This window comes from Salsuginibacillus halophilus (assembly GCF_003014715.1).
Classification (GTDB): domain Bacteria; phylum Bacillota; class Bacilli; order Bacillales; family Marinococcaceae; genus Salsuginibacillus; species Salsuginibacillus halophilus.
In genome coordinates this window covers 41,965-54,816 of the sequence record NZ_PYAV01000014.1, presented here as the reverse complement: position 1 = coordinate 54,816, position 12,852 = coordinate 41,965, and the positions used below count along the sequence as shown (strand labels likewise).

The window sequence follows — 12,852 nt, the reverse complement described above, 5'->3', positions numbered from 1 at the left end:
TGCTGAATCCGGCAGGCACTTTGCTGAAGGCGGGACTCATTTCATCAAATATGGAACGAGATTCAAACGGTTTGGAGTAAATTGTCACCGTATGAAACTCACTTCAATGAAAATGGAGCGGGCTCAGGACGCGTGGAGCGCTCATCAACAAATATGGAGCGGATTCTCTCACCGTGGAGCGCTCATCAACAAATACGGAGCGGATTCTCTCACCGTGGAGCGCTCATCAACAAATACGGAGCGGATTCTCTCACCGTGGAGCGCGCTTCCCCCAAAAATGGAGCAGTTCCACGCGAAAATGGAGATCACCGCCGAGACGGGACCATTCACAAAAGATAATTTATTCAGTTATGGTTGTTCCGTCCTAGAAAATTGCCGTTTAAAAAGGAACGACTCGCACATAATTACTTGATGTGGCAAATACCGCTTGTATGAGTTGGAGAGGAAACAAGCTTTCGATATAATAAAAGTGGATCAACTATTGTAAAAGACAGAGAGGGAGGTCTTCTTTCGATGAGCAAGAAAAATATCTTTATTGCTGTTGCAGCTACGGTCTTATTTACTTTTATGATTGAAAAGCCGACAGCTGCCGCTGGAGCTTTGGCGCTAACACATGGGGAAGAAAATGCATCAGTCGTGGAGCTGCAGGAACATTTAATTCAAGCCGATTATCTACATACGAACGCGACTGGTTACTACGGTGATGCTACTCAGCAGGCCGTGCGCGAGTTTCAACAAGATTTTAACTTGGCGGCAGACGGCATAGCTGGACCGAATACGCAGAACAAATTGGACGAAGTGAAACAAATTGCCCGCGTTGTAAACGGTGAAGCGCGCGGCGAGTTGTATGAAGGCCAGGTGGCGGTGGCTGCGGTGCTGAAAAACCGCCTGAACGCGCCTGAGTTTCCTAACGACGTGCATAACGTCATTCATCAAACCAATGCCTTTACCGCAGTCCAGGACGGGCAATTTGATATGGAGCCCGGGCCCACCGCCTACCAAGCAGTAGCCGATGCATGGAACGGGTGGGACCCGACTGCGGGCGCAACCTATTACTACAATCCTGAAGAAGCCACTTCTGAATGGATCTTTACACGCGACGTGCGCTTAACGATCGGCCAGCACCATTTTGCCGATTGAGAACAGAACAATGCGTAATTACAGCCACTTAGTTTCTAAAATAGAAAACATTGGTCATGCTAAGAGAGTAAAAAGCGAGATCATCCTATCATGGGAAAGAAAGCGATGGAGGTGATTGAATGAGTGACCACTACTTCATACCACAGGCCATCATAACGAATTACAAAGAAGTCAACAAAGACGAAAACACTTACCTGTTAACTGAAGACGGTTACGGCATTTATCCATTAGATGAAGAAATCAGGGTGAAAAAGACGAAGGAAGACCGCCCGTACGCGATCGGTATTATTCATAAATTAGAATGGGAGAATAAGCAAACGACGCTCACCTTTTCTTTAACAAAATTAATCGGCGTCAATTAAACAAAAACCCCTGTCTTTCCAAGAAAGTCTGGAAAGACAGGGGTTTTCCTTCCTTACAGTAAGAAGCTTAAATACGGAACAACACTTCAATGAAGCAAGTTTTCTACTGTTCATTCATTTCATCAACGTTTTTTGACTCAAAGTTATCGAGTAATGCGTGCGCTTCATCTGTTGATTTTGTATTCATGAGCTGATTTCTTAACCCACTCGCTCCCCGGAATCCTTTCACATAGATCTTGAAAAAGCGGTGCAGTGCCTTGTAGGGACGCAGCCCTAATTCAGAATATTTATCGTGAAGGTCCAGGTGCAGCCTTAAAAGATCAAGCAATTCTTTACGACTATGGTCTTTCGGCTCTTTTTCAAAGGCAAATGGATTGTTGAAAATTCCACGACCAATCATAACCCCATCAACCTCATATTGGCGGGCGAGCTTCAGGCCTGTCTGACGATCCGGAATATCTCCATTGATTGTTAAAAGTGTATCCGGGGCTACTTCATCTCGAAGTTTTTTAATCTCCGGGATCAGCTCCCAATGAGCATCTACTTTACTCATTTCATCCCTTGTACGCAGATGAATAGACAGATTAACAATATCTTGCTTCAAAAGGTGGGTCAGCCATTCCCGCCATTCGTCGACTTCATTTACACCGAGCCTTGTCTTTACACTTACAGGCAAGCCGCCTGCTTTCGCTGATTGGATTAAATCTGCCGCAACTTCCGGACGACGAATCAGGCCACAACCTTTCCCATCATCTACCACATTATCTACAGGACAGCCCATGTTAATATCAATGCCTTGAAAACCCAGCTCAGCCATGCCAATGCTCATTTCCCGAAAGTTTTCAGGTTTATCTCCCCAAATATGAGCAACTATCGGTTGTTCATCTTCTGTAAAAGCCAAGCGCCCACGCACACTGTCGATCCCTTTCGGGTGGCAATAACTCTCCGCGTTCGTAAACTCTGTGAAAAACACGTCAGGCCTGGCTGCTTCACTCACCACGTGGCGAAAAACAACATCAGTCACTTCTTCCATCGGTGCCAATATAAAAAAAGGTCGTGGGAGCTCACGCCAAAAATTATTTCCCATATCTCCATCCAACCCTCTCATGATAGGTTCCGCTAACCCTTTACTTCTATTTATAAATAGCGTCTTTTTCTATTTACTCTACACTTATATCATGATAAGTCCATGTTTATCAAATAGCGCAAATGCTGCTGCTAAACCACTTGATCGCCTATTGTAAAATCGAACAAACTTTGAGGTTTTAAGCCTCGGAGCATCCCCGTCAAAGATTAGCTTTAGAGGTAGCATTAGAAGCTTTTCACATCTACAAATAGCAACTTGAACGAACTTTTCCGCAGGTTGCTTGCTCAACTCTTTCAACGCTTTACTCATATGAAAGGTGGTGCACTTATGCAGCGCACCACCTTTCACTACTCCGCCTGTAAATCGGCGATTTCGTCGATATCCATATATTCAGGTATGACAAGACCATTCCGGGTGCCGCTTGAGTTCGCACCGAGGTCCTCGAAAAATTCTTCATATTCATCGTAATACTGCTGCTGCGCCGGCAGCCACGAGGCAAACATGGCATCCACATTGCCGCCTTCCATGCCGGCATACATGGCGCTGATCTGTACAGTAGTCAGCTCCGGTTCGTAGTTTAAATCGCGGAGGACTTCTGCCATCACATTTGTCGTCGCAACTGCGTCCACCCACTCTACAAGCGAGAGCTCTACCGTTTCACCGTCGCCTTCTTCAACGCCTTCTGTCCACTCTGCTACTAAATCTTCGTTATCATCAATCCACGTTCGGGCTGCTTCTTCCGGCTCCATTTCTTCCACTTCTTCCATCAGCATCACTTCTTCTTGTTCATCAAGCTCCCAGTAAAATTGATCAAACAATTGATACGGGCCCGGGAGATCTTCTTCTAGTCCGTCACGTACAAGCGTATGTACATCATTTTCATCACCAAAAACAAGTTCAGGGTCTTCGAGAAACTTTACATCATGCTCAATGAATTTCCAGTGCGGCTGCCAGCCGGTGACCACAATTGGTTCTTCATCCTCAAGTGCACTCTGAAGTTCGGCAGTCATCACCGCATCTGAACTCGACTGTACTTCCCACTCTTCTCCCAAGTCATACACATCAATGGCGTCCGCCGCCATGTCCATTATGCCTGTTCCTGGATCAATACCGGTAATCGTGTAATCGAGCGATTCGGCGACGTCACTGCCGGTCTCTTCTGTTTCTGCTGTTGCTGCGGGTTCTTCTTCGGCATCGCCACACGCTGCAAGAAGTATCAAAGGTGTGGTCACTGCTGCGGTCCAACGTTTGTTAAGTTTCATCATTTTATGCCTCCAAATATTTTCAAGATATCATTCGATGGGAAAGTCAGCGCCGGAAGCTGCTTCATCTTGTTCATCGCTTATGAAAATAAGCTTGTGCTGTGTGCCGGCTGTAGCTTTGCCTCCGGATCAATGCTTGCTTTTGCGTGGTTTACTGCAAGCGGCGCCTCGCCAAATCCGGTGGCGATCAGCTTCACTTTGCCTTCATACGTAGCAATGTCGCCGGCCGCATACACACCTGGAATGTTCGTTTCCATATTGTTGTTCACCGTAATTGCGTTTTTCTCAATGTTTAATCCCCACGACTTAATCGGACCGAGCGAGGAGACAAACCCGTGATTGACTAAAATTTCATCTGCCGGGACCTTGATTTCACTCCCGTCCTTGACGTGCTCAAGTGTCACAGGTGCCAGCTGACCTGCATCGCCTTCAACACTTTGGATACTGTACGGCGTAAAAACTTCAATCCCTGACTGCTCAAGCTGGGTCACACTATGCTCATGCGCTCTAAACTTATCGCGCCGGTGCACAAGCGTTACTTTCTCTGCGACCGGCTCCAGCATCAATGCCCAGTCAAGCGCTGAATCTCCGCCACCGGAAATGAGCACATGCTTACCGCTGAATTCGCTCATATCCTCTACAAAATAGTGCAGATGCTGCTTTTCCATTTCAGCGGCCCCTTGAATCTGCAGGCGTCGCGGTTCAAAGGCGCCGACGCCGGCTGTAATAATGACCGTACGCGAATGGTGAACAGCCTGATGCGTCGTAACTATGATTGAGCCGTCCAGCTGCTTTTCTACCTGCTCCACCGTTTCTTCAAGCACAATTGCCGGGTCGAACGCTTTCGCCTGTTCAGTTAAATCCTCTACAAGCTGACCGGCACGCACCTTCGGAAAACCTGCCACGTCATAAATATATTTCTCAGGATACAGCGCCGCAAGCTGACCGCCGAGCTGCGGCATACTATCAATGACCTTGACACTCATACCCCGCATCCCGGCATAAAACGCCGCAAACAGCCCCGTCGGCCCGCCGCCGATCACCGTCACATCATACATCTCTTCTGCCATCCTGCTTCACTCCTCTCAACTACTTCGTCACCGCAACCTCACCATTTTCCACTTCCACCTTAAAGTTCCGCAGCTTCATCCGCTCATCCGCGAGCATGCAGCCATTGTTCTTCACATCAAACTCCCGGCCGTGCCACGGACAACGCAGAATATCCCCTTCCTGCTGAAAATCATAGTCTCCGACCTCATCCGTCGGTTGCGGGGCACCGCAAAGCTTCCCTTTCGACAACGGCGCACCTTGATGAATGCAGCGGTCAAGAAACGCATAATAGTGACCATCTGATGCCCGGCACACAACGATATCGTGCTTACCAAACGTAGCATGCATCATCTGCCCAGGCTGCAGATCCTCTTCATGACAAACGAATTCTTTCATCGGTTACCCCTCCTTCTGCGGTAGTTTCGGGTAAAACTTACGCGCAGTTTCTGAGAGCATTTTCCGGACGAATGTGTCATCAAGTCCCGGCGGCAGCGCTTCTGTCGGCGAGTCATAATCCCAGTGCGGATAATCGGTAGAAAACGAGACGATGTCTTCCGAGCCCATTTGATCAATCACTTGAAGGAACTCTTTTTTCGTCATTTCTTCAAGCGGCTGGGTCGTAAAACAGAAGTGCTCCTTGACTGTCTCGCTCGGTTTTTTTGTCACCCACGGAACTTCGTGGCGCAAATCTTTATACTGCTGATCCATTTTCCGCATCAAAAACGGTACGTACGTAAATCCACCCTCAATCATCATGACTTTCAAGTTCGGAAACTTTTCAAAAACGCCGTTGAAAATGAGGTTTGTCACCTGATTCATATGCGCAACCGGGATTAACGTGTGCCACTCAATAAAGTAGCGCGGCCATTTCCCGTAGTGCACCGGCGGCTCATTGTGGTGCATACCGATCATTAAGTTATGTTTTTCGGCCGCTTCAAAAATCGGATGATAGTACGGGTCTCCCCACAATATGTCATCCAGCGGCAGTAAAACCTGCACCATCTTTGGATGCGTACCGACCCGCTCAATCTCACGCACGGCACCGGCCGGGTCCTGGGCTGCAATCTGCACGGAACCGTACAATCGCTCATCCCGGTCCAGCCAGTTATCAATCTGCCAGTCGTTATACGCCGATGCGAGCGCTGTCGCCATCTCGTACCAGCCGTGCATCGACGACGGCGATGGATCAAGCGCGCCTGTTAAAATACCAGCTTCGTGACCGTTTGGATTTAACAGCTGCTCCTGCATAAAGCCAAGGTCCGTCCCTGCCGGCCGGCCATCCGGTACGCGGGCATCTGCCCGGTCCACGCCGGCAACCGCCGGCTGCGTGTACGGCATATGTTTTTCCTGAATCCAATGGCAGTCTGTAATATAGCGGCGCCATGGCTGCTCCAAGTAAGGAAGTAACTCTTCATACATGACGCGCTCATGAATATCTGTGTCTATTAAACCTGTGCGGCTCTCTGTTTTTGTTGCCATTTCTATCACTCTCCTCTGTTAAGCTCAACGATATTCAGCCTAGCACGACCATTTTTCACCGCCAACTTCCATAATCCTCCGTTTTTCGAAGTGAGAAAGGTCAGTGAAGTTCAGTGAAGTTCAGTGAGCTTCAGTGATAGATTTTCATATTTGAAATTAAAAACGTTTTATAAAATGTTAATTTCACAAGTGTGAAATTGATTTGCGAACTTTTCAGATCCCGCGGTATCAGAAGGTGGAGCTCGAACCTCCAATCATGGAGCGCTTCGACACGAAACATGAAAGAAGCCGGCGCGCGGCCGGCTTCAGTCTTTTTTGTGGTATATATAAGCAGCGTAGGCGAGCGGATTGTAGAAAGCTTTGTGTTTAACCTCCTCCCCGTAAGCTTTGCAGAGTGAAACTTTGGCGGTTTGTGAATTCACCTCGATAAACCAGAGACGGCCTTCTTCATCAAGCGCTAGATCAATACCAAGCTCTCCTACCTGTCCATTCTCATTTTCAATATGCGCATACACCGCCCGAACGAGTGCATTGATTCGTTTTTTCAACTCGTTTGTCCGCGCTGGTGAATAATTCAGCACCTTCGCACAGAAATCATCGATTGGATAACTATCCGCATGCGTTGTGATCGGAGAGTTTTTTTGAGACTCTCGGACCGAAACTGCTGTAATCCCGAGATCTCCTTGACCGTTGCGCTGCAGCTCTGCCCGGATATCGATAATCTTATCATCAATTTTCAGCAGCTTGATCCCCTCCTGCACGATGGCAAATCGGCCTTTAAAAAATGTTTTGAGAGCATCAAACAACTCATCGATTGTATGAACATGCTTTGTCTTTAATCCTTTCAAGTAATGCGTGTACGTAAACGATCCATCTGCTTCTGTCTCCACTCTGATCACCTGCTGTCCTTTACGTCCCTTTGCCGCTTTTACGTAAACCGTTTTGTGCGCAGCAAGCATATGCGCTAATTCAGAAGCTGAAGTTAACACTTTCGTTTCAGGCAGGTACGGTTGTAATGATGTATTTGAACTTAACGTTTGATAAACCTTCCACTTATCAAACCCTTGCTGATAATTGATGTACTGCACATTTAAAGCCTTCAAATGAGCTTGAAAGGTGCGATACTTTCGATTAACCGATCGTTTGTTCGTCACATCTCTGCCACGCTTATATAAAACATCTGGATAAGAAAACAATCTTTTTTTATACTTTTTATCTTGCACATCATAGTACACACCTAGAATCTTCTTTTTTCGCACATTCACTCCGTCAATACAGAAAAAGAACAAGTTAATCCCCGCGTTCCTGTTTGCACGAACAAGGGCTTTCAGCCGCCAGGAAGGGGCCTGCCTCATAAATAACCTTATTTGCTTTCTTGAAACCAACACACCTAAATGAGGGGTGCTCGCTTGTTTGCCCATACGAATCCCGCCTTTACGTAATATCAATCAAGGTGTAGTAATATATGATTGATTTGCAAACGAGAAGACGGCACGTGGTACAGGCCATTCATACAATTTATGCATGAAAAAACTTTAGGGAGACAAAGGCAGCTGCGCAGTCAAAGCGCATTGCAGTACATAAGATGAACTGTGAAAGGAGAGATCCACATGGGAATGCCTGAAATTCCAGACTTCGACATTAACCGCGAAGATGCCATTAATTTAATTCTTGCCTCAATTGCCTTTGAAGAACTCGCCTTAGCACATATCATGAATGCTGAAGGCGAAAAACTCCAGCGGGTGATCGAGGATGAAGATGCAACGATGGAAGACATTATGGAAGTAAACGAGCAAGTCACCGCCTCGCTTCGTGCTGTCATCAAAAAAGAAATGCTGCTGCAGTTCAAGCTTGAAGACACGATCGGTTTAATTGAAGAAGAGGATGATGACGAAGCTTAACAGAAAGATAGAACCCTATCATTTGGGTGATAGGGTTCTATTGAAACGTTTGAATATACATGAGCGGCCGCGATGGTGACTGTACGCCTTCATCTTTTAAAAGCCGGATTCGACGCTCATACGTATGGTGCACCAGTAAATCATCCAGAACAGAAAAGAGCTTTCTTTTTTCTTCGAGTGGATAATGTTTCAAAAGAATTGACGTTTTAATCGACCGGATCACCTTTTTAAAATCAGGCTGAACGCCTTGGCTTCCTGCAGAAAACAGCGGTGTACTGCTATTTTCCACAAAGTAACGACAAGTCTTTTTTTTCTGCAGGAGAAGCTTCTGCAGCTGCAGCATATGGTGTAAATGCGCGTGCAGATAAAATACTTCCTGCTGTCGGTCTTCTTCCTTCTGCATCGGATATACAGCAATCAACTCATCCATCGCCTGCAAAAAACGAAGCATCGCCTGTTCCACGTCATTCACAGAATGAAGAGAAGCACCTTCGCCCAACGGAGAGCTCATCACTTTTACTCCCTTTCCTTTCTACAGTCCGGACAATCACAGGTTTTCGACGGACACGAAGGCTTCGGAGGACATTTCTTCCCGTGAAATTTACGTGGCGGCTTTTTCACATCCGCGATCTGCAATGTCGTCTCCAACTTCTGCAGCAACAAAAACTCCTTCATCACCACCGAATTCAACGTACTGTTTACAGACTGGTTAAAGCTGATTAAATCATTAAAATCCGCTTCACAATCTGAACCATACTTACATACAAAAGCCTGCACCTTCTCCGCCTCTGCATTCAACAAGTGAGATAAGGCGACCTCTTCAAGCGCAATCGACTCTAACAAATCAATGATCGTCTTGCACAAATCCGGCCGAAACGGCTGCTTTGGAATCGTCGGCATTCCCATAAACCATCACCTCTACAACACTGTATGAACTCGTGCCCATCGACGTGTCTAAATGAGGCAAAAAAGCATTCACCGTTACCTGTTAGCGCTCACTAAAACAAAAAAGCCGCTATCGTGAAAGAAGCTGCTGGAGAAAACCACATCCTCCAGCAGTAATCGCACGCACACCTTAAAATCGGATCGCCATCACATCAATTTGGGTGTGATCATCGCCTATTGGAGCGCTTCGACACGAAAACGGACCTACTCTGCCTTCCGTGGAGCGCGAATCTCCAAACATGGAGCGCTTCGACACGAAAACGGACCTACTCTGCCCTCCGTGGAGCTCGAACCTCCAAACATGGAGCGCTTCGACACGAAAACGGACCTACTCTGCCCTCCGTGGAGCTCGAACCTCCTAACATGGAGCGCTTCCACACGAAAACGGAACTACTCTGACCACAGTGGAGCTTTGTTTCTCCTAAAATGGAAAAACAAGCTTCTTAAGACGAAGTAAGCCGGCTTACTTACAAAAAAACAGCCACTCTCCGGGTGCCTTCGTAAAATGTTTCACGTGAAAAAAATTAAGTCGTGTCATAATCTGACGGTTCTTCTGCCACATGCGCCGGCTTGTCGAAAAAGTTTGTACTGCTAAATGCATCTTCAGTCGCCTTGATTCGTGCTTCAAGGTAATTAGTTAAACCCTGGTCGGTACAATAAATATAGCAGCCTTTCTGTCCGCGGGTGAGGAGCGTTCGGTACGTGTTCCGGATAATTTCATCAGCGAGCTGATCCGCCTGCGCCGGCGCTTCTTTACGCATCTTCTTAATCCCGCGCAGCGACTGATCGCTCTTCGCCCGTGCCGCCGGATTCGTATGTACCACACCGTCTTCAGCGTATAAGTCGCCTCCGATAATCACACCGACATAATCAAACTCCAGCCCCTGGCTCGTGTGGATGCAGCCTGCTTCAACAATGGAATCCGGATCCACCGCCCACGTATCTGAATTGCCAAGGTTCCAGCTCATTGAAAAGCCTTCCTCCTCAAGCACGATCTCATGCACATCACTATCATCACGCCCGTCTTTCGGCCACTCCCAGCAGTAGCCGGCAAGCATCCGCGCCTTATTATTCGTATTTTTCGCTTTCACCGCTTCATACAGTTCATGCGGATCCCGAAACACCTGCACATCATAATCGGTACCGATCACATCCTGATTCGCCGTCTCGCGGATCTGCAAAACATCATCCACCCACGCCATATAACCATCCGAGCCGCTGCAGCGAAACTGCGACGCAAGTTCAGCATACGAAATTTCCGCCCCGGCCGCTGCTGCAAACCGCTGAATCCGCTCGTTACTGCCAGCGTCTTTCAATGTAACCCGCTGATGCTCATCCATAAAAAAGACAACGAGCCGCCCTGCATGAATTAACTCCTTCGTCTGATCCTCACCTAAATGCTGAAACATCCCCGACTTCTCATTCAACCGGTGCGCCTCATCAACCAAAAGCGCATCAAACGCATTCTCTTCAGCATCCACATAGCTTCCCGAACCTTTAAATAAATTATCGATCCGCGTCTTCTTAAAACCCTTCTTCAACTTCGCCGCATACACATGACGGGGTGCGGCATTCTTTGTCACATACTGCGCCACCAGCCCCTGACGTGTCACCGCTACAAGCAGATTCACCGCCAGCACCGACTTTCCCGTACCCGGGCCGCCATTTACCACAAGCACCTGCGTCGTATTCGTTCGCTGCGCCCGCTCCGCCAAATGCAGCGCCTCCTCATACACCACCTTCTGATCATCAATCATCACAAACGCCTCATTTCCCTGCAGCATCGCATTTAAGCTATCCTGCAGCGACTTCGACGGCCGAATCTTACCCTGTTCAACCTTGTAGAGCGTCTCTTTATCATCACCATGCACGACATAGCGCTTAATAAAATCCCGCAGCCGGCCGGCATCGCCTTTTGCAAATATCGGTGCATCGGCAATGTAAGGTGCATATGATGTGTCAGTTAGCGGATCTGTTTCGGTCAATAAGTAGTTGTGCAAATAAGCGCACGGCTTTAAGTCAATCGTCTCCTCCTGCACGGTCGCATTATAGTCGTGAAGGAGCGCAGCATACGACCACGCTTGATACGAAGGGTTTGTCGTCTCCACCAGACGCTGACGGATCGGGGTTCGTACGATCGCTTCTTTATGCTCCACTTTTTCAGCTGTCTCCCACTGCTTTAGCTCCACAATGACAACTGTCGGCGGCGCAGTCTCCTCTTTACGACCGGAAATCAGAAAGTCGACACGCTTTGAGGTATGCGGAATTTTAAACTCGATCGCTACCCCGGCATTATCCGGAATCGTATTGTCCGACAAAATCCGGTACATGTACTGCATGGAGTTATCCCAGCTCCGCACCTCACTTTTATTAATGCCGCCCACTTTCGCCTCATAATTGTTCACGATGTTACCGACAAGCTCATCGTGAAACACATCCTCTAAAAACCCTGATTTCGTCGCTTCATAAACGATCATCGCCCCACCACCTCTAACCTGCACAAATCGATAGTTTTGTTATTTTAAGGATAACATCCATCCTAAAAAGAGGAGAATAAATATCATAAACCCTACTTACGTGCAGATTCATCCGTTATAATTCATAAAACATAACAGGAAACAAGATCCGCTTTGTTGAAATTTGACGCGAAGACATTTCATACAGAAGGAGGAGCTATAATGAATGAAGACTTTTTCGCAGAAGGTTTGTTACCAACGACAGCAGTATCAGATGGACTAAGCGGACGAGGATCGATGGATGCGTCCATCAAGCCACTAAAATCAAGTGATCACGTAATGGGAAAAGCGTTGACCGTGAAGCTGAAAAAAGGACAGAATGCAGCTTTCTTAAAAGCGCTTGAAATCGCCGGGCCGGAGCACGTGCTTGTAGTAGATACAGAGGAAGATACGACCTATGCGCTCGCAGGCGACTTTGTCGTAGGGATGGCACAGACACTCGGCGTTCGTGGGATTGTCACAAACGGCGTGATCCGCGACCGCCTCGAAATTGAGGAGCTCGGCCTCCCGGTCTTCTGTCAAGGCAGTACACCGAATGCCGGGGCGAAACAAGAGGCGGGTCATGTCAATGTGCCGATCTCCTGCGGCGGCGTTGCAGTACAGCCGGATGACATCGTTGTTGCCGATGCGGACGGGGTCGTTGTCATTCCGCAGGAAGAGGCGGAGACGACGATCGCAAGGGCGAAAGAAAAGCTCGAAAAAGACGAAGCCCGCGAGCAGAAAATCGCCGGCAACATCGAAGAAATTAAAACATATCTTGCTTCGTTTTAGTGGATGTATTTACCTTTGAGAAAAAGGGGGGGTACCAATCATAACAATGCTGCCGCCTGAAGACTTTGATCTGTTTACCTGGATCTATTATGATCATGAAAAAGGCTTGAGATTCATGAAAGAAGAAACCCCTGCCTCAATCCGCAAGCAGGTGCAAGACTACCTTGCATGCTCAATATCAACGAACAAACGTGGGAGCCGCCACTGTTAAGCGAAGAAGAGGCGCAAGATGTTCTTGATGAGTTGAATAAGAAAAATAACGATGAGGAAAATAATTAATCTTTCTTTACTAACCTCAAACGACTTTGAAAAACGAAACTTGGAACCTTCAACTCCGGA

At 47.6% G+C, this 12,852-nt stretch carries 13 protein-coding genes; 4 read left to right on the top strand and 9 right to left on the bottom strand.

Features of this window, described 5'->3' with window-relative positions; translation table 11 throughout:
• Positions 1-513: 513 nt before the first annotated feature.
• Both B0H94_RS12765 and B0H94_RS12760 read left to right on the top strand, forming a co-directional pair.
• A complete protein-coding gene (locus B0H94_RS12765; protein WP_106589663.1) occupies positions 514-1,140 on the top strand; it encodes a cell wall hydrolase in 627 nt (208 codons plus the stop codon).
• Between the two features lie 119 nt (positions 1,141-1,259).
• On the top strand, positions 1,260-1,502 hold the full coding sequence (locus tag B0H94_RS12760; RefSeq protein ID WP_106589662.1) for a DUF2584 family protein: 243 nt from the start codon (positions 1,260-1,262) through the stop codon (positions 1,500-1,502).
• Between the two features lie 103 nt (positions 1,503-1,605).
• On the opposite strand, the gene B0H94_RS12755 is transcribed toward B0H94_RS12760, so the two are convergent.
• From B0H94_RS12755 to B0H94_RS12725, 6 genes are all read right to left on the bottom strand, one after another.
• Positions 1,606-2,589: a tRNA dihydrouridine synthase gene (locus B0H94_RS12755; RefSeq protein ID WP_106589661.1), complete on the bottom strand. Its 984-nt coding sequence runs from the start codon at positions 2,587-2,589 to the stop codon at positions 1,606-1,608.
• A 347-nt stretch (positions 2,590-2,936) separates the two neighbouring features.
• Positions 2,937-3,851 (bottom strand): glycine betaine ABC transporter substrate-binding protein, encoded by a 915-nt coding sequence (locus B0H94_RS12745; protein ID WP_245894019.1) that lies wholly within the window; start codon positions 3,849-3,851, stop codon positions 2,937-2,939.
• Positions 3,852-3,931: 80 nt separating this feature from the next.
• On the bottom strand, positions 3,932-4,921 hold the full coding sequence (locus tag B0H94_RS12740) for an NAD(P)/FAD-dependent oxidoreductase (protein ID WP_106589658.1): 990 nt from the start codon (positions 4,919-4,921) through the stop codon (positions 3,932-3,934).
• Positions 4,922-4,940: 19 nt separating this feature from the next.
• The gene (locus tag B0H94_RS12735) at positions 4,941-5,297 is read right to left on the bottom strand and encodes a Rieske (2Fe-2S) protein (RefSeq protein ID WP_106589657.1); all 357 of its coding nucleotides are present in this window, start codon (positions 5,295-5,297) and stop codon (positions 4,941-4,943) included.
• A 3-nt stretch (positions 5,298-5,300) separates the two neighbouring features.
• A complete protein-coding gene (locus B0H94_RS12730) occupies positions 5,301-6,380 on the bottom strand; it encodes an amidohydrolase family protein (RefSeq protein WP_106589656.1) in 1,080 nt (359 codons plus the stop codon).
• 305 nt (positions 6,381-6,685) lie between these two features.
• Positions 6,686-7,801, bottom strand: a complete 1,116-nt coding sequence (locus B0H94_RS12725) for a YheC/YheD family endospore coat-associated protein (RefSeq protein ID WP_106589655.1) — start codon at positions 7,799-7,801, stop codon at positions 6,686-6,688.
• A gap of 189 nt (positions 7,802-7,990) precedes the next feature.
• Between B0H94_RS12725 and B0H94_RS12720 the strand changes: the two genes are divergently transcribed.
• Positions 7,991-8,281, top strand: coding sequence for an alpha-helical endospore appendage domain-containing protein (locus B0H94_RS12720; protein WP_106589654.1), 291 nt, complete (start codon positions 7,991-7,993; stop codon positions 8,279-8,281).
• A gap of 37 nt (positions 8,282-8,318) precedes the next feature.
• Here the strand turns inward: B0H94_RS12720 and B0H94_RS12715 are convergent, their stop codons facing one another.
• From B0H94_RS12715 to B0H94_RS12705, 3 genes are all read right to left on the bottom strand, one after another.
• Positions 8,319-8,792 (bottom strand): hypothetical protein, encoded by a 474-nt coding sequence (locus B0H94_RS12715; RefSeq protein WP_106589653.1) that lies wholly within the window; start codon positions 8,790-8,792, stop codon positions 8,319-8,321.
• 5 nt (positions 8,793-8,797) lie between these two features.
• On the bottom strand, positions 8,798-9,187 hold the full coding sequence (locus B0H94_RS12710; RefSeq protein WP_106589652.1) for an alpha-helical endospore appendage domain-containing protein: 390 nt from the start codon (positions 9,185-9,187) through the stop codon (positions 8,798-8,800).
• 563 nt (positions 9,188-9,750) lie between these two features.
• Positions 9,751-11,703 (bottom strand): DUF2075 domain-containing protein, encoded by a 1,953-nt coding sequence (locus tag B0H94_RS12705; RefSeq protein ID WP_106589651.1) that lies wholly within the window; start codon positions 11,701-11,703, stop codon positions 9,751-9,753.
• A gap of 201 nt (positions 11,704-11,904) precedes the next feature.
• On the opposite strand from B0H94_RS12705, the gene B0H94_RS12700 reads away from it, so the two are divergent.
• Positions 11,905-12,513, top strand: a complete 609-nt coding sequence (locus B0H94_RS12700; protein WP_106589650.1) for an RraA family protein — start codon at positions 11,905-11,907, stop codon at positions 12,511-12,513.
• Positions 12,514-12,852 lie beyond the last annotated feature (339 nt).

Coding starts and splice junctions, on each gene's coding strand:
- B0H94_RS12705 (WP_106589651.1), bottom strand. CDS start 11,703: ATGATCGTTTATGAAGCGACGAAATCAGGGTTTTTAGAGGATGTGTTT.
- B0H94_RS12735 (WP_106589657.1), bottom strand. CDS start 5,297: ATGAAAGAATTCGTTTGTCATGAAGAGGATCTGCAGCCTGGGCAGATG.
- B0H94_RS12745 (WP_245894019.1), bottom strand. CDS start 3,851: ATGAAACTTAACAAACGTTGGACCGCAGCAGTGACCACACCTTTGATA.
- B0H94_RS12740 (WP_106589658.1), bottom strand. CDS start 4,921: ATGGCAGAAGAGATGTATGATGTGACGGTGATCGGCGGCGGGCCGACG.
- B0H94_RS12730 (WP_106589656.1), bottom strand. CDS start 6,380: ATGGCAACAAAAACAGAGAGCCGCACAGGTTTAATAGACACAGATATT.
- B0H94_RS12700 (WP_106589650.1), top strand. CDS start 11,905: ATGAATGAAGACTTTTTCGCAGAAGGTTTGTTACCAACGACAGCAGTA.
- B0H94_RS12720 (WP_106589654.1), top strand. CDS start 7,991: ATGGGAATGCCTGAAATTCCAGACTTCGACATTAACCGCGAAGATGCC.
- B0H94_RS12715 (WP_106589653.1), bottom strand. CDS start 8,792: ATGAGCTCTCCGTTGGGCGAAGGTGCTTCTCTTCATTCTGTGAATGAC.
- B0H94_RS12760 (WP_106589662.1), top strand. CDS start 1,260: ATGAGTGACCACTACTTCATACCACAGGCCATCATAACGAATTACAAA.
- B0H94_RS12765 (WP_106589663.1), top strand. CDS start 514: ATGAGCAAGAAAAATATCTTTATTGCTGTTGCAGCTACGGTCTTATTT.
- B0H94_RS12755 (WP_106589661.1), bottom strand. CDS start 2,589: ATGGGAAATAATTTTTGGCGTGAGCTCCCACGACCTTTTTTTATATTG.
- B0H94_RS12725 (WP_106589655.1), bottom strand. CDS start 7,801: ATGGGCAAACAAGCGAGCACCCCTCATTTAGGTGTGTTGGTTTCAAGA.
- B0H94_RS12710 (WP_106589652.1), bottom strand. CDS start 9,187: ATGGGAATGCCGACGATTCCAAAGCAGCCGTTTCGGCCGGATTTGTGC.